Source organism: Piscinibacter sp. HJYY11, assembly GCF_016735515.1.
Lineage (GTDB): Bacteria > Pseudomonadota > Gammaproteobacteria > Burkholderiales > Burkholderiaceae_C > Rhizobacter.
On record NZ_JAERQZ010000001.1, the window covers coordinates 1,143,774 to 1,159,603 of the forward strand.

The following is a 15,830-nucleotide window of genomic DNA, read 5'->3' on the forward strand; positions in this document are numbered from 1 at the left end:
GTCTCGCGGCGTGATCGTTTCGGGTATCGTGCGCCGCATGAACACGAGCCTGGCGACACGACTCACCCAACTGACGGACCAGATTAGCACGATCATCGTCGGCAAGCGCCCCCAGGTGCGCGACTGCGTGGCCTGCCTCCTGGCAGGCGGCCACCTCCTCATCGAAGACGTGCCCGGCGTCGGAAAGACCACGCTGGCGCATGCCCTGGCCGTGTCGCTCGGCCTGCGCTTTTCCCGCACCCAGTTCACCGCCGACCTGATGCCGGCCGACCTGATCGGCGTGAGCGTCTACGAGCGCAGCAAGGAGGCCTTCGTCTTCCACCCGGGCCCGGTGTTCGCACAGGTGCTGCTGGCCGATGAGATCAACCGCGCCGGCCCCAAGACGCAGAGCGCGCTGCTCGAAGCGATGGAAGAGCACCAGGTGACGGTGGAGGGCGAAACCCGCGCCCTGCCGCGTCCCTTCTTCGTGATCGCCACGCAGAACCCGACCGACCAGCTCGGCACCTACCCGCTGCCCGAGTCGCAGCTCGACCGCTTCCTGATGTGCCTGACGCTCGGCTACCCCGACAAGGCGAGCGAGCGAGCGCTGCTCGCCGGCATCGACCGCCGCGAGGCCATCGCCGAACTGAAGGCGGTGATGACGCCCGAGGAGCTGATGGCTGCGCAGCAGGAGGTGCTGAAGGTGCATGCGAGCGACGCCCTGCTCGACTACCTGCAGGCGCTGATCGCCGCCACACGCAGCGGTGCGTGGTTCGTCGATGGCTTGAGCCCGCGCGCCGGCATCGCCGTCCTGCGCGCCGCGAAGGCGCACGCCCTGCTCGACCAGCGCGACTATGTGGCGCCCGACGACGTGCAGGCCATCCTCGTGCAGACGGTCGCGCACCGCCTGGTGCCCGTTGCCGGCGCTGGCCGCGGGGCCCGCGAGCAGGTGCGGGCGATGATCGAGGCCGTGCCGCTGGCCTGAGCTGGGACGCCTTGCCATGAGCAGCATCGCCGCTCCCTTGCGCAGCGTGCTCCACCCGGCCGCCGCCGTGCGCAGACGCTTTCGCGCCTGGTGGCAGGCGCGCCTGCCGCGCACCGACACGCTGTTGCTGACCCAGCGCAACATCTACATCCTGCCCACGCGCGCCGGCCTGATGTTCGGCGTGACGCTCGTGGTGCTGCTGCTGGCGTCGATCAACTACCAGCTGAGCCTGGGCTACGTCCTCACGTTCCTCTTGGCGGGCAGCGGCATCGTCTCGATGCACGTCACCCACAACACGCTGCGCGGGCTCACGCTGCACCTGCGACCGCCCAGCGCCGTCTTCGCCGGCACCTCCGCCCTGCTCGACGTGACGCTCACGAGCGCCGGCCGCGCGCGCTTCGGCATCGGCCTCTCTCTCGAATCGACCCCCGGCAAGGCGGTGGCCTGGACCGACGTGCCCGAGGGTGGCCAGTCGAGCGCGCAGGTGAGCTTCGTGCCGCCGCAGCGTGGCCGTCACGACGTGCCGACGATCCAGATCGAGACGCGCTTTCCGCTCGGTCTCTTTCGTGCCTGGGCGATCTGGCGCCCGGCCGCGCAGGTGCTGGTCTACCCACGGCTGGAGCAACCCGCCGCCCCGCTGCCTGCCGCGCACCCCGTGCCCGGCGGCCCGGCCGCGCGGCGCAGCACCGACGGAGGAGAAGTCGAGGGCGTGCGCAGCTACCGCCGCGGCGATCCGCTGAAGATGGTGCTCTGGAAGAAAGCCGCCCGCACGCTGGAGACGACGGGGGAACTCGTCAGCCGCGACACCAGCGCCTCGGTGCAGCACCAGCTGTGGCTGGACTGGAGCCACTGCACGGGGCTTGCGCCGGAAGACCGCCTGTCGCGTCTCGCCACCTGGGTGGTGGCCGCGAACCGCGCTGGCGCCGACCACGGCCTGCGCCTGCCCGGCGTCGAGATCGCGCCGGGCCAGGGTGAAGCGCAACGCAAGGAATGCCTGGAGGCACTGGCGCTGTGGAGCTGACGACACCTCCCCGACTCGGCTTGGCGGCCCGCTGGCGCCACCTGCCGCGCGAAGCACGCGACACGCTGTTCCTGCTGGCCGTGATCGGCTGGACGGTCCTGCCCCACGTGAACCACCTGCCGCTGTGGTGCACCGCGCTCACGGCCGTGGTGCTGCTGTGGCGCACGCGCCTGGCCCTCACCAACGCGCCGCTGCCCAGCCGCTGGGTGCTGATCGCCGTGCTGGCGCTGGCCGCGGGGCTCACGCTCTGGTCCTACCGCACGATCTTCGGCAAGGAGCCCGGCGTCACGCTCGCGGTGGTGCTGATGGCCTTGAAGACGCTGGAGCTGCGGGCGCGGCGCGACGCCTTCGTCGTGTTCTTCCTCGGCTTCTTCCTCGTGCTCACGCACTTTCTCTTTTCGCAGTCGCTGCTCGTGGCGGCGGCGATGCTCGGCTCGGTCTGGGGCTTGCTGACCGCCCTGGTGCTCGCCCACATGCCGGTGGGCCAGCCCAGCCTGAGCAGCGCCAGCCGGCTCGCGCTGCGCACCGCGCTGCTGGGCGCGCCGGTGATGGTGCTGCTGTTCCTGCTGTTTCCGCGGATGGGGCCGCTGTGGGGCGTGCCACAGGATGGGCTGGTCAAGACCGGCCTGTCCAACACCATGCGGATGGGCACCGTGGCCGAGATCGCGCTCGACGACTCCATTGCCATGCGGGTGCGCTTCTTCGGCAACCCACCCGCACCCGAGACCCTGTATTTCAGAGGCCCCGTGCTTTCCAACTTCGACGGCCGCACCTGGACGACAGGCATTGCCTCGAGCGCGCCGGCACGAGACGAGCTGCGAGCGACGAGCCCGGGCCTCGACTACGAGATCACCGCAGAACCCACACGCCTCTTTCTCATTCCGACACTCGAAGCCACGAGTGCGATCGAGCCCATCGACGGGCTCACGGCGCGTCGGCGCGACACCCTGAGCTGGGGCACCGACCGGTTGGTGTTCAACCGCGTCAGGTTCAAGGCCACGGCGCACACCCGCTTCGAGCATGGGCCCCAGCAGCGCAGCCCCAGCCTGCGCGAGAACGTCTTGCTGCCCAACGGCTACAACCCGCGCACGCTCGCGTGGGCCCGCGAGCTGGGCGACCACCCTCGCATGGCCAACGCCGACGCGCCGGCCCTGGCCCAGGCGGTGATGCAGCACATCCGCACGGCCGGCTTCACCTACACGCTGGCGCCCGGCGTCTATGGTGAAACCGACGAGCGCGTGGCGCTCGATGAGTTCTGGCTCGACCGCAAGGAAGGATTCTGCGAGCACTTCGCAGCGGCCTTCGTCGTGATCATGCGCGCGCTCGACGTGCCCGCTCGCGTGGTCACCGGATTCCAGGGCGCCGACCCGATGCCGATCGACGGCTACTACATCGTGCGCCAGAGCCATGCCCATGCCTGGGCCGAGTACTGGGTCGAGGGCCGCGGCTGGGTGCGCGCCGACCCCACCGCCGCTGTCGCCCCCGACCGCATCGTGCGCAGCCGCAACCTCGTGCCTGCGCCGGGTTTCGTCGCCGGCGCCATCAGCAACGTCAACCCCGAGCTGCTGGCCCAGCTGCGCCAGACGTGGGAAACCCTCAACAACCGCTGGAACCAGTGGGTGCTCAACTACTCGCGCGGCCAGCAGCTCGATCTGATGAAGCAGCTCGGCTTCGACTCGCCGAGCTGGCAGGACGTGGCCCTGTTGCTCATCGGCATCTTGAGCGGCCTGGCCCTGCTCGGCGCCAGCTGGGCCTGGTGGGATCGCCACCGGCAGGACCCTTGGGCCCGCCAGGCGATGCAGATGCGTCGCAGCCTGCGCCTGCTCGGCCTGGCCGCGCTGCCGCACGAAGCGCCCCGCACCCTGGCAGCGCAGGTGCATCAGCAATACGGCGAGCTCGGAGCGGCCGTTGCGGGCCAGTTGATGGCGCTGGAGCGGCAGCGCTACGGGCACGCGCCGCTCACGCGACCTTCTGCGCAATGGCTGCGTGCGCTGCGGGGAGAAGTGCGTGCACTGCGCCGGAGTGCGCAGCACGCCCCGCGATAATCCGCGGCATGTCGCTCTCGCTACGTTTGCCGCTCTCGCGCCGCGCACTGCCCGCCCTGTTCGCAGCCCTCCTGACTTGCAGCACCTGGGTGGCCGCCACCGAAGCGAAGAAACCGCGCGCCCCGGCCAGGTCGGACAGCGAACCCGACCTCGTCACCTACGGCCAGCGGGAAGACGTGATGCGCTTCGCCACCGAGCTCGCCGAACGCCGCGGCCTCGATGCTGCCTGGGTCAAGAGCGTGCTGGCCGAGGCCCGCTACGTGCCCAACGTGGCCAGGTTCATCATGCCGCCGCCCACGGGCACTGCGAAGAACTGGGCCGCCTACCGCGCGCGCTTCGTGGAGCCGCTGCGCATCCGCACCGGCCTCGCCTTCTGGCGCGAGAACGAGAAGTGGCTGCAGCGCGCCGAAGAGATGTACGGCGTGCCGCCCGAGATCGTGGTCGGCGTGGTCGGCGTCGAGACGCTGTACGGCCGCCACATGGGCAACTTCCGCGTGCTGGACGCGCTGGCCACGCTGTCCTTCGATTTTCCGACCGGCCGCAAGGACCGAAGCGCCTTCTTCCGCGATGAACTCGAGCAGCTCTTCGTGCTCGCCCACAGCGAGAAGGTCGACCCGCGCCAGCTGAAGGGCAGCTACGCCGGAGCGATGGGCATGGGCCAGTTCATGCCGAGCAGCTGGAACAAGTACGCCGTCGACTTCGATGGCGACGGGCGCGTGGACCTGCACGCCAGCCCAGCCGACGTGATCGGCAGCATTGCGCACTATCTGGCCGAGTTCGGCTGGCAGCGTGGCGTGCCCACGCGCTTCGAAGTGTCGCTGCCCGTCGACCTGGCGGACCGCGCCGCCTTGCTCGAGCCGGACATCAAGCCCACCTTCACCGCCCAGCAGTTCGCGGAGAAAGGGGCCGGCCTCCCGGCGGCCGGCCGCGAGTTCACGGGCCTCCTGGCGCTGGTCGAGCTGCACAACGGCGACGCCGCGCCCAGCTATGTGGCGGGCACGTCCAACTTCTACGCGGTGACCCGCTACAACTGGTCGAGCTACTACGCGATGGCCGTCATCGACCTCGGCGAGGCGATCGGGCTGGTCAAGCACAAGGTTGACCGGTAGGACCGTTGATCCCCGTCAACGAATCGACCGCCGCGCTTACAAGAAGAAACACAGGCGGCTAGCGAAAACCCGCATCATGCCAACGCAACCCCCTATTCAAGGGGGGTCTGCGACTTCTTACCACCGTGTCAGGGATCGGGAGCTGGCACGGCGAGACCGCGACAAGAGTTGTCCAAACGATACAAACAAACATCGGCCATCAATTTGTCGCGGGCCTCAGGTTAAATTGCCCGCCCGGAGAGTAGGAACTCATGACAACAGCTCGAATTGGGATCATCGGGATGGGCCCGCGCGGGTTGACGGTTCTGGAGCGCATAGTCGCCAACGAACGGGTCAGAAAATCCGCCAATATTGAAATCTTCATCTTCGACCCCCACCCCCCTGGCGTGGGTTGCCACGATCCGGAGCAAGAAGAATATCTGCTGGTCAATACCGTGGCCGGCCAGATCACCCAGTTCTCCGATTCCTCCGTCGTGGGCGCCGGTCCCATCCTGGAAGGACCTTCGTTCTACCAGTGGCTGGAAGAGCAGCGCAGCAGCAAGCTGTCCGGCCGTTGGTCGGGTCAGGCCATTTCCCCGGACAAGTACTACTCGCGTGCCCTGTTTGGGCGATATCTGTATTGGGTTTACCACTATCTCGCGGCGCTGGCCCCGTCGCATGTGCAGATAAACCTCGTGCAGGAATCCATCCTCGACGCCGATCGGCTGGCCGAGGATTCATGGGTCATTTCCACCAAGAGTGGCTCTTTCTGCGTCAACTATCTGTTTCTCACCACCGGCCACACAAAACCTGCCGGGAAATCAGCGGCTGCGTTCAACACGTCGTCGCAATCCACCCAGGTTATTGACGACCCGTATCCCATCCGGTCCACCACGGCCCCCATCACGGCCGACATGACGGTCGCCATCGAAGGCATGGGCCTGACCATGTTCGACGTGCTGGGCGCCCTGACCACCGGCCGCGGTGGCCGCTTCGTACAAGACGACGAAGGCCGCATGCGCTACCTGCCTTCGGGTCAGGAGCCGCGCCTGGTGGCGTACTCGCGCTCCGGCCTGCCGCTGACCGCCCGCGCGGTCAACCAGAAAGGCGTGTCGATCCAGTACAAGGCGCGCTTCCTGGTGGCCGACAAGGTGCGCGCCATGCGCGCCGGCCGCAAGCTCGACTTCGTGACCGACATCTTCCCGCTGCTGCTGGCCGACATGCAGTTCGCCTACTACGAGGCCTACCTGCGCGAGCGCCGCGATCCGGTCACCTCCATGCTCTTCTGCAACCAGTTCCTGTGTGCAGACGTCGCCGAGCGCGAAGCGCTGATCCGCCAGTACGTGCCTGAAGCCGACCGCTTCTCGTGGGACCAGCTCGTCAACCCGATCACCGACGACGCCCTGGCCACGCCGGAAGACTTCCACGAGTGGCTGATGGAGCACCTGCGGCAGGACCTGCGCGAGGCCTACAAGGGCAACGTGCAAGGCCCGCTGAAGGCTGCCTGCGACGTGGTGCGCGACCTGCGCGACAACCTGCGCGCCGCCATCGACCACGGCGGCCTGACCGAGGCGTCGCACCGGTGGCTGCTGGCGGAGTTCAACCCCATCATGAACCGCATCGCGGTCGGCCCGCCGTCGTCGCGCATTGCCGAACTGCTGGCGCTGGTCGAAGCCGGTGTGCTCGATGTGAGCTACGGCCCTGGCGCCGCCTGCAAGCAGATGAAGGCTGGCGAGCGCATGCGAGTCGTCTCGAAGCACTGGCCCGACAAGAGCACGGCGATCGATGTGCTCATCAAGGCCCGCATTTCCATGCACAGCCCCGCCGACGATTCGTCGCCGCTGCTGCGCAGCCTGCTCAAGGCCGGCTACCTGCGCCTCTTCCACAACGGCGGTTTCCATCCCGGCGGCATCGAGGTCACCCGCGAATTCAATTGGGTCACCACCAGCGGTCAGCCGATCGACAACGCCTGGGCGCTGGGCATTCCCACCGAAGGCGTCAAGTTCTACACCTTCGTGGTGCCCCGCTCCGGCGTCAACTCCACCGCGATCGTTGATGCCGGGCGAGCCGTCACCAAGATGATCTCGATGATCACCGGCCACGCGCCTGCGCCTCAGGACGAGGCGATCGACACGGCCGTTCCGACGACGGAGTACGCCTCCGCCTTTGCTTCCCTGTATGGCGCGTTGTCCTGACCCTGAGCAGCCCTCCTCCCTGCCCCTGACCGGCTTGCCGCGATGCTGCAGGCCGCGCTGAACCGCCTGAGCCTGGCAGGCCTGTCCGCCACGCTGATCGGCAACGGCATCGGCCGGTTCGCGTTCATTGCCCTGATGCCTGCGCTCATCGACGCGGGCTGGTTCACGAAAGGCGAGGCCTCGCAGCTGAGCGTGGCCACCCTGCTCGGCTACGTGCTTGGCGCCTGGGCGTCCGACTGGCTCGGCCGCCGCTACGCGGTGGCGACCTTGCTCCGCTGGTCGATGCTCATCTGCTCGGTGAGCTTCTTCGCCTGCGCCTTCCGCGACGCACCGCTCGCCTGGTACTACGCCTGGCGCACCGCGGCCGGCTTCTGCGGCGCCATCCTGATGGTGCTGCCGGCGCCGGTGGTGCTGCCCCAGCACGACCCGGCGATCCGCGGCAAGGCCAGCGGCATCGTCTTCTCGGGCATCGGGCTCGGCGCCGTGCTGTCGGGCCTCTTGGTGCCGGTGTTGATCGCCGGCGTGGGCGTCGGGATCATCTGGGGCGACGAGGTGCTGCCCCTCGCCTTCCGGGGCGTCGAAGGCGCCTGGCTCGGCATGGGCGCGGTCTGCCTCGCGCTCACGGTCTCGGCCTGGCACCAGTGGCCGCCCGAAGCGAGCGAACCGCCGGCCGCCACCGCCGACGGTGCACCGGCGCCGAAAGAGGAAATCCCGGCCGAGGCCCGCTGGACGGTCTGGCTGATCCTCGCCGCGCACGGCCTCAATGCCATGGGCTACCTCGCGCACACCATGTTCTGGGTCGACTACATCGTGCGCGAGCAAGGCAGGTCGCTCGCGATGGGCGGCTTCATGTGGTCGATGTTCGGCGTGGGCGCGGCCATCGGCCCGTTGCTCACCGGAAGCCTGGCCGACAAGTTCGGCCTCAAGCGCTGCCTGATCGCGGGCTTCGCGCTGAAGGCGGTCGCCGCCGCCATGCCCTGGTGGAGCAGCAGCGTGCCGGCGCTGTTCATCTCATCCATCCTGATGGGAATCTTCACCCCCGGCATCGTGGCGCTGATCTCGGCCTATGCGCTGGAGACGGTTGGTGCCAAACTCCACCGCCGTGCGTGGGGCCTGGCCACCTTCAGCTTCTCGATCACGCAGGCTGGCGGCGGTTTCCTGATGGCCACGGCCGCACCGCACCTCGATTCCTATCACCCGCTGTTCCTCGCCAGTGCGATGGCCTTGCTCGGATCCATCGCCTGCGTCCTCATGATCCGCAAGCCTGACGCCGCGGTCGAAGAAGTTGCTGCAGTTTCCCCCGAGCCTGGCGCCACGAGCGACAGCCCTCCACACGAAAGCAACCTGTATCCGAATGCGACCGCGGTGGAGAAATAGCACGGCAGCGAAGTTCCCTCAGAACAAGCACCGCGGAGTCAGCGTTTTTCCGCGCAAGGTGATGGGAAAACTGGGGTGCAATATCGAAAATTCGTTGGGTGGTCGCACGACCAAAAAACTTAAAACTTAGGGGTTCCTGATCATGTGGTTCAAAGCGAATGCAACGCGCGCCGTCCTGGCGGCCATCGGCCTTCTGGCGAGCACCTTGGTGTCGGCCCAGATCCGCATCGGCCAGACCACCGGGGTGACCGGCCCGGCCGCAGGCCCGGTCAAGGAAATCAACCAGGGCGCCATGCTCTACATTGATTTCGTCAACTCGGAAGGCGGCATCAACGGCCAGCAGATCGAGGTGGTCACCCTGGACGACAAGAACCAGGTGCCCAACACCGTCGAGAACACCAAGCAGCTGATCGCCGACCCGAAGGTCGTCGCGCTCTTTCTCAACCGCGGCACGCCGCACGCCCAGGCCATGCTGCCGCTGCTGACCGAAGCCCGCATCGTGCTGCTGGCCCCGTCGACCGGTGCGATCTCGGTGCACAAGCCGGTGCACCCCTACGTGTTCAACGTGCGCGCCACCTACCAGCGTGAAGCCGAGCACGTGACGCGCCACCTCGGCATGGGCGGCCTCGAGCGCGTGGGCATCTGCTACGTCGACGACCCCTTCGGCCAAGACGCCCTGCAGGGCGCGCTCAACGTCTTCAAGACCGCCGGCAAGCAGACCGCGTTCAACGAAGCGCTCGACAAGTTCAAGCCCGACTATTCCAAGTGCGTGGCCAAGGCACTCGAGACCAAGCCGCTGGGCATCCTGATGATCAGCACGGCCGCCTCGGTGGCCACCGGCGTGAAGGCATTGCGCCAGGCCGGCTCCAAGGTCACCGTCGCCACCCTGTCGAACAACGCCGCCAAGGGCTTCGTCGATGCGCTGGGCGAGCACGCTTCGGGCGTGATCGTGAGCCAGGTGTTCCCGTCGGAGCGCCGGCTGGCCTCGCCGATGATCGCCGAGGCTGCGCGCCTCGCCCAAGCCAAGGGCATCAAGCAGCTGACGCCCGCCATGATCGAAGGCTACGCCGCGTCGAAGGTGCTGGTGCTCGCCCTGCGCCGCGCCGCACAGGGGAAAGAAGCCATCACCCGCGCATCGTTCAAGAAGGCCCTGGAGTCCTTCAACCGCGTCGACATCGGCGCCGGCGTCGGCGGCACGGAGCTGACCTACACCCCGACCGACCACTCGGGCCTGGACTACGTGGACCTGTCGTACATCGGTGACGACGGCAGCTTCCGCCGCTGAACGGCAAGCGCCGTTTCACCAGGATTGACCGGGCGCTGCCCGGTCAATTTTTTTGGGGCGGCAACAAAGCCTTGGCCGCCGCGCCGGGCGAGAACTCCACCGGCCACGCATCGGGCGGCAGGTCTTCCACCACCTCCAGGCCATGGGCCAGTTCCCAGCTCGAATCGGTCCAGCCGATCCCGGTCCAGTCGCCTGTGCCGGGGCGCCGCATCTCGTGCCGCACGTCGCTCGTTTTCATCCAGCCACCACTTGCCGTCGTCATGTTCGCTCCCTCTGTTTTGCTTGAGCCGCAGTGTGCGCAAGCCGGGTTCGCGAAGACATCCCACCTATGGCTGCAAAGATAGTGCTGCGAGACCCTCTGAAGAATCCCGCAGCCTGAGGGCCCCGCTTCGGGGGGCCCCTGTTTGCTCAGGCTTTCAGGCCGGGATGACGCTGACCGAGACGTCCATCTCCTGCGCCCCGCCCCCGAGGATCACCCCTCGAAGCGGCACCACGTCGGCGAAGTCCGCCCCCCACGCGAGCGTGATGTAGCGCCTGTCGGCGAGCTGGTTGTTGGTGGGGTCGAACTCCACCCAGCCGGTGGCGGGTGAATACGCCGCCACCCACGCGTGCGAGGCGTCCACGCCCATCAGGCGCGGCTGCCCCTCGGGCGGGTCGGTCAACAGGTAGCCCGACACGTAGCGCGCCGGCAGGCCATGGCCGCGCAGGCAGGCCAGCATCAGGTGGGCGAAGTCCTGGCAGACGCCGCGGCGCTGGTGCAGCACTTCATCCACCGAGGTGCTCACCGTGGTGGCCCCGGGGTCGAACTCGAAATGCGCATGGATGCGGTGCATCAGGTCGGTCACCGCTTCCAGCCAGTCACGCCCCGGCGTGAGCGACTCCAGCGCGTAAATGCGCGCACCTTCCGACAGCGGCACGAGCGTCGTCGGCTCGGCCATGCGCGCCGGCACCAGGCCATCGAGCTGCGTCTGCTCGCGCACGGTGTCGCGCACGCGCTCCCAGGCCGCGAAGGGCGTGTCCTCGGCCGACGGCCGGTCGCCCACCTCCACGCTGCATTGCATGCGCACCCTCAGCATGCGGTGCGCGCCGTGCAAGCCGAAATGGGTGACGCTGTTGTCGAAGCTGTCGGGCGCTTCGTGGCGCTCGTCGGGCGGGGGGTCGATCTGGATCGAGCACGAGAGCAGCTTCTGCCACGGCAGGTTGCGCGGGGTGAGACGCGCGAGTTGCCACGACTGCGAGACCGGCGCGGCGTACACGTACCGCGTCTCGTGCTCCACCGTGTAGCGCTCGGCCGTGCCCATCGTCAGGCCACCAGCGAGAGCACGCTGCGCGAGGCCGCATGCGAGAAGAACTTGAGCGTGAGTTCGTCCGACACGGTATGCGCCGCACGCTGGATCTGGTCGATCGCATGCGCGAGCGTCACGCTTTCGGGATGCAGGTCCGCGGGCTGCAGCGCCTGCAGTGCCGCCTGGGCCGGGCCCAGCACATCGGCCGCGAATCGCCCGTGCGTACGCTCGAGCTTCTCGACGTATTCGACCAGGCCCTTCACCTGGAACGCGACCGAGCGCGGGTTGGTGTCGTCGCGCACCAGCAGGTCGAGCACCGGCAGCCATTCGGGCGCCACCAGGTAGCGCGAGCGGTAGGTGACAGTCGAATCGGCCAGCTCCAGCAGCCAGTCGAGCCCGTCGGCGCGGCCTTCATGGGTGGCCACCTGGAGCGTGGTGCACAGGTTCGACAGGCGCTCGATGCGCCGGCCGATCGAGAGGAAGCGCCAGCCCGTGCCGCGTGTCATGCCGTCGAGCACGTAGCCCGAGAGGGTCATCATCGTTGTCACGGCTCGGTCGAGCCACGCGAGCGCGAGCGGCAGTGAGCTGCCGCGCTGGAACACCGGGTCGCCGATCAGGCGGTTGAGCGTGCGCCAGTTGTCGGCCGACATGCGGTCGCGCAGGTTGAAGGCCACCCGCGAGAGCTGCTTCAGCCGCTGGCTCAGGCCTTCATCGGGGTGCGTGGCGGCGCGCAGCAGCTCGGTGCCGGGGTTGTCGGCCGCGTCGATCAGGCCCACGCGCTGCGCAAGCGCGAGCACCGGCACGAGGCCGTCGGAGGTGCCGTCGGCATTGGCATCGGTCGCGCCGAGCACGGTGGCGATGGCCACGCGCAGCAGGCGCGCCGAGCTGTCGCAGCGCTCGCCATAGCGGCCGAACCAGAACAGGTTTTCCGCCGTGCGCGAAGGCACGTTGCCGCGCGAGGTGACCAGGTCCTGCGGCGTGACGGTGCTCGAGAGCAGCGAGAACGCCGCATTCACCGGCCCGTCGGACAGCACCCAGGTGTCTTTCGAGCCGCCCCCGCGCTGCATCGCGATCACGCGCGAGTTGCTGTCGCTGGCCACGCGGGTCAGGCCGCCGGGCATCACGCGGTAGCCGTGCGGCGTGGCGACGGCAAAGACGCGCAGCCCCACGGTGCGCGCGCTGAGGTGATCGCCCTGCGTCGTGGTGCCGCGCTCCAGCACCGGCGCCTGCGAGACGTGCACCCACTCCTGCGCCACGTAGCGCTGCGGCCGCGAGGCCACGCGTGCCTTGAGCAGCACACGCTCGTCGGGCGAGAGGTCGGCGCCGAACAGCGCCGGCTCCTTGGCCGAGCGCTCCAGCGGCTTGATGAGGATGTGGTCGAGCCGCTTCCACGCGTCGTCGAACGCCGCCGGCTCGCCCAACCACCAGGTGGCGACAGAAGGCAGCCGGAGCGACTCGCCCAGCAGCTGCTCGCTCAACTTGGGCAGGTAGCCGAGCAAGGCACCCGACTCCAGCACGCCCGAGCCCAGCGCGTTGGCCACGAGCACCGCGCCGCGGCGTGCGCAGTCGGTGAGCCCGGCCACGCCGAGCGCCGAGTCAGAGCGCAGCTCGAGCGGGTCGCAATAGTCGTCGTCCTGGCGGCGCAGGATGGCGTGCACGCGCTTGAGGCCCTCGACCGTCTTCATCCACACCCGGCCATCGCGCACCGTGAGGTCGGTGCCTTCCACCAGCGCGAAGCCGAGGTAGCGCGCCAGCAGCGCGTGCTCGAAGTAGGTCTCGTTGTAGGGCCCTGGCGTCAGCAACGCGATCAGCGGCGGGCCGTCGCCCTTGGGGGCCCAGCGCAGCAGCGACTCGCGCATCTGCGCGAAGAACGATGCCAGGTGCTGCACATGCAGGTCGCGAAAGAGCTGCGGGAACACACGCGAGACCACCAACCGGTTCTCCAGCGCATAGCCCGCGCCCGAAGGCGCCTGCGTGCGGTCGCTCACCACCCACCAGCGACCATCGGGCGAGCGGGCAAGGTCGGCAGCGTAGTGGAAGAGGTGCACGTCGCCCGGCGGCCGGATGCCGCGCACCTGGTGCAGGAAGCCGCTGTGGCCGAACACCACCGAGGGCGGAATGGCACCGCTCTTGAGCAGCGACTGCTCGCCGTACACGTCGACCAGCACGCGGTTGAGCAACTCGGCGCGCTGGGCGATGCCGGTCTCGATCTCGTCCCACTCGCGCGGCGACAGCAGCAGCGGCAGCGGGTCGACCTCCCACGGCCGATCGGCGCCTTTCGGGTCGGCGTAGACGTTGTAGGTGATGCCGTTCTCGCGCACCTGGCGCTCCATCAGCGCCAGCGTCTCGCCCACGCCGGCGCCTTCGCGCTCGGCCATGGCGTGCAGGAACGCGTCCCAGTGCGGGCGTGGCTCGCCCGTCGCTGCGAGCAGCTCGTCGTAGCGGCCTTCGAGGGCGGAGTAAGCGGAGAGCAGCCTCTTCAGCATGGGGGAACGGGGAAACGGCACGCGTGCAGGGATGGGCGATTCTCTTAGATCGGCGCGGCCCGGCAGGGCCACCGTAACCCAGGGCTGTCGTGCAAAAACAATACCCGGCGTGGCGTACCGCACAGGCCACCGGGCCTGCCCGCCAGGCGTGCACTCAATGCGGGCGGGGCCGGGTCGATAAAGACGTCATGTCTGCACGCGTGCCTGGGCTTGGGGGTTGGCGTCGGGCCGTGGTGCTGCTGGCCCTCGGCCTGGCGTCCCTCATCGGCCTGGCCAGCGCCCATGCGGCCAACCCCGTGCCCTGGCAGCCAAACGCCAGCCCGACCAGCCTGGTGCAACAGGCCGAGTGGCTGGAAGACCGCAGCACCCGCCTCGACCTCGCCGGCGCCCGCGCCGCCTCCGGCTGGCAATACGGCCGGGGCAACGCCCTCGCCTTCGGGTACACGCCGTCCGTTTTCTGGGTGCGCTGGCGCATCGCCAACACCAGCCACCAGCCCGCCGATGCCGTGATCGACCTCGGCCACCCCCGCCACGACCTGGCGCACTGGCATGTGCTGCGCCTGGGCGGCAGCCGGATCGAGCAGGTGCACGGCGGTGATCGCTTGCCCTTCTCGCAGCAGCCGCTGCCTCAGCGCAGCATCGCCCTCCCCCTGCAGCTCGCGCCGCGAGAAGAGCTCGAAGTGTGGGTGCGCCTGTCGACGCACGACGGCCTCTTCGAGCCATTGCCCATCACCCTGCACAGCCGCAGCAGCTTCGAGGCCGCGATGGCGCGCGACCACACGATCCTCACGCTCTTCCACGGCGGCGTGCTGGTGATCGGCCTCTACCACCTGCTGCTCTTCGCCGTCACGCGCCAGAAGGCGCTCGGCCACTACGCGCACTGCGCCGGCTGGCTCCTGCTGTGGAGCCTCACCTCGGGTGGCAACCTCTGGCAGCACGTCTGGCCCGGTGCGCCGGACTTCAACAACGGCTTCCTGATCCTCACCACCGGCGCGGGGTTCGCCGCGATGGGTCTTTTCGCGCTCTCGTACCTGCGCCTGCGCGAGCACCTGCGCCGACCGTGGCTCATGGCGGCGCAGGTGCTGGTCGCGCTCAACGTGGGCGACGCCCTGCTGGCGCTCACCGGCCAGCACGCGATCGCCGTGATGCTCGGCTGGGCCACCGGCCTGCCGCTGGGCATCCTCACGCTCGCCCTCGCCACATGGCTCGCGCTGCACGGTCATCGCGCGGCGCGCTTCTACGTGGGCGCCTTCGCACTGCTGTGCCTCGGCGCGGCCAGCTACATCGCGCAGGTCACGGGGCTGGTGCCGGTCAACGGGTTCAGCACCTGGGGTGTGGAGATCGGCGCGAGCTTCGCGATGCTCGTGCTCGCGCTCGGCCTCGCCGACATGCTCGACGCCCAGGGCCTCGACAAGGTGGCCGCCGAGCGCCGCGCACGTCTGGCCCAGCAGGCGCTGGTCGGCAAGCTCGAAGCCCAGGTGAAAGAGCGGGCCCAGGCGCTCGATGCCGCCAACCGCCGGCTGTACGAACTGTCGATCACCGACGAACTGACCGGCGCCTTCAACCGCCGGCACTTCAACGACTTCTGCGCCCAGCTGCTCGACCACCAGCCGCGCCAGGAGCCGCTGGCGTTCTGCATCTTCGACCTCGACCATTTCAAGGCCTTCAACGATCTGCTCGGCCAGGCCGCGGGCGACCAGGTGCTGCGCGCCGTCTCGGGTGCGGTGCGGGCCGAGCTGCGCCGCTCGGGCGACCTGCTGTTCCGCCTCGGCGGCGAAGAGTTCGGCCTGCTCTTCACTGCCACGTCGAAAGACGGCGCACGGCAGTTCGTGGAGCGGCTGCGCCATGCCATCCGCCAGCTGCACATCTCGCACCCGGGCAGCCCGGCCGGGATCGTCACCGCCAGCTTCGGGGTGGCGTGGTGGGGTCAGCCCCTCGGCTCGCCGCTGAGCCGCGAGCAGCTCTATGCACAGGCCGACGCGCAATTGCACGGTGCCAAGAAGGCCGGCCGCGACCAGGTCGCCCTGACGCCGGTCTGACCCGGGCATCCTGGGGTTTCGACGCTCGCCGTGCACGCGAGCCG

11 protein-coding genes are annotated in these 15,830 nt (G+C 68.8%); 8 read left to right on the forward strand and 3 right to left on the reverse strand.

The genetic code is table 11. The features are described 5' to 3' along the window. Positions 1–37: 37 nt before the first annotated feature. The 7 genes from JI745_RS05205 to JI745_RS05235 all read left to right on the forward strand — a co-directional run bounded on the left by JI745_RS05205 (position 38) and on the right by JI745_RS05235 (position 9,975). Positions 38–964, forward strand: coding sequence for a MoxR family ATPase (locus JI745_RS05205; RefSeq protein ID WP_201804348.1), 927 nt, complete (start codon positions 38–40; stop codon positions 962–964). A gap of 16 nt (positions 965–980) precedes the next feature. After that, entirely contained in the window at positions 981–1,985 is a 1,005-nt protein-coding gene (locus JI745_RS05210) for a DUF58 domain-containing protein (protein ID WP_201804350.1), read from the forward strand. Then, positions 1,976–4,030, forward strand: coding sequence for a DUF3488 and transglutaminase-like domain-containing protein (locus JI745_RS05215; RefSeq protein ID WP_310738493.1), 2,055 nt, complete (start codon positions 1,976–1,978; stop codon positions 4,028–4,030). Before JI745_RS05210 ends, JI745_RS05215 begins: the two co-directional genes overlap by 10 nt. 8 nt (positions 4,031–4,038) lie before the next feature. Further along, on the forward strand, positions 4,039–5,139 hold the full coding sequence (gene mltB / locus JI745_RS05220) for a lytic murein transglycosylase B (protein ID WP_201804354.1): 1,101 nt from the start codon (positions 4,039–4,041) through the stop codon (positions 5,137–5,139). 281 nt (positions 5,140–5,420) lie between these two features. Further along, positions 5,421–7,313, forward strand: coding sequence for an FAD/NAD(P)-binding protein (locus JI745_RS05225; protein WP_236675173.1), 1,893 nt, complete (start codon positions 5,421–5,423; stop codon positions 7,311–7,313). Between the two features lie 42 nt (positions 7,314–7,355). Next, positions 7,356–8,690 carry a YbfB/YjiJ family MFS transporter gene (locus JI745_RS05230; protein ID WP_201804357.1) on the forward strand — a complete coding sequence of 445 codons (1,335 nt, stop codon included), beginning with the start codon at positions 7,356–7,358 and terminating at the stop codon, positions 8,688–8,690. A gap of 142 nt (positions 8,691–8,832) precedes the next feature. Further along, positions 8,833–9,975: an ABC transporter substrate-binding protein gene (locus JI745_RS05235; protein WP_201804359.1), complete on the forward strand. Its 1,143-nt coding sequence runs from the start codon at positions 8,833–8,835 to the stop codon at positions 9,973–9,975. A 43-nt stretch (positions 9,976–10,018) separates the two neighbouring features. Here the strand turns inward: JI745_RS05235 and JI745_RS05240 are convergent, their stop codons facing one another. The 3 genes from JI745_RS05240 to JI745_RS05250 form a co-directional block, all read right to left on the reverse strand. Next, the gene (locus JI745_RS05240; protein WP_201804360.1) at positions 10,019–10,237 is read right to left on the reverse strand and encodes a hypothetical protein; all 219 of its coding nucleotides are present in this window, start codon (positions 10,235–10,237) and stop codon (positions 10,019–10,021) included. 154 nt (positions 10,238–10,391) lie between these two features. After that, positions 10,392–11,276 carry a transglutaminase family protein gene (locus JI745_RS05245; RefSeq protein WP_201804362.1) on the reverse strand — a complete coding sequence of 295 codons (885 nt, stop codon included), beginning with the start codon at positions 11,274–11,276 and terminating at the stop codon, positions 10,392–10,394. A 2-nt stretch (positions 11,277–11,278) separates the two neighbouring features. Beyond that, on the reverse strand, positions 11,279–13,747 hold the full coding sequence (locus tag JI745_RS05250) for a circularly permuted type 2 ATP-grasp protein (protein WP_201804363.1): 2,469 nt from the start codon (positions 13,745–13,747) through the stop codon (positions 11,279–11,281). A gap of 188 nt (positions 13,748–13,935) precedes the next feature. Between JI745_RS05250 and JI745_RS05255 the strand changes: the two genes are divergently transcribed. After that, complete coding sequence (locus tag JI745_RS05255; protein WP_201804365.1) at positions 13,936–15,786, forward strand: diguanylate cyclase; 1,851 nt, start codon at positions 13,936–13,938, stop codon at positions 15,784–15,786. Positions 15,787–15,830: the final 44 nt, after the last annotated feature.

What these genes read in the sequence shown, in the direction of transcription:
- JI745_RS05205 (WP_201804348.1), top strand. Translation starts at nt 38, where the DNA reads ATGAACACGAGCCTGGCGACACGACTCACCCAACTGACGGACCAGATT.
- JI745_RS05210 (WP_201804350.1), top strand. Translation starts at nt 981, where the DNA reads ATGAGCAGCATCGCCGCTCCCTTGCGCAGCGTGCTCCACCCGGCCGCC.
- mltB (WP_201804354.1), top strand. Translation starts at nt 4,039, where the DNA reads ATGTCGCTCTCGCTACGTTTGCCGCTCTCGCGCCGCGCACTGCCCGCC.
- JI745_RS05225 (WP_236675173.1), top strand. Translation starts at nt 5,421, where the DNA reads ATGGGCCCGCGCGGGTTGACGGTTCTGGAGCGCATAGTCGCCAACGAA.
- JI745_RS05230 (WP_201804357.1), top strand. Translation starts at nt 7,356, where the DNA reads ATGCTGCAGGCCGCGCTGAACCGCCTGAGCCTGGCAGGCCTGTCCGCC.
- JI745_RS05235 (WP_201804359.1), top strand. Translation starts at nt 8,833, where the DNA reads ATGTGGTTCAAAGCGAATGCAACGCGCGCCGTCCTGGCGGCCATCGGC.
- JI745_RS05240 (WP_201804360.1), bottom strand. Translation starts at nt 10,237, where the DNA reads ATGACGACGGCAAGTGGTGGCTGGATGAAAACGAGCGACGTGCGGCAC.
- JI745_RS05245 (WP_201804362.1), bottom strand. Translation starts at nt 11,276, where the DNA reads ATGGGCACGGCCGAGCGCTACACGGTGGAGCACGAGACGCGGTACGTG.
- JI745_RS05250 (WP_201804363.1), bottom strand. Translation starts at nt 13,747, where the DNA reads ATGCTGAAGAGGCTGCTCTCCGCTTACTCCGCCCTCGAAGGCCGCTAC.
- JI745_RS05255 (WP_201804365.1), top strand. Translation starts at nt 13,936, where the DNA reads ATGTCTGCACGCGTGCCTGGGCTTGGGGGTTGGCGTCGGGCCGTGGTG.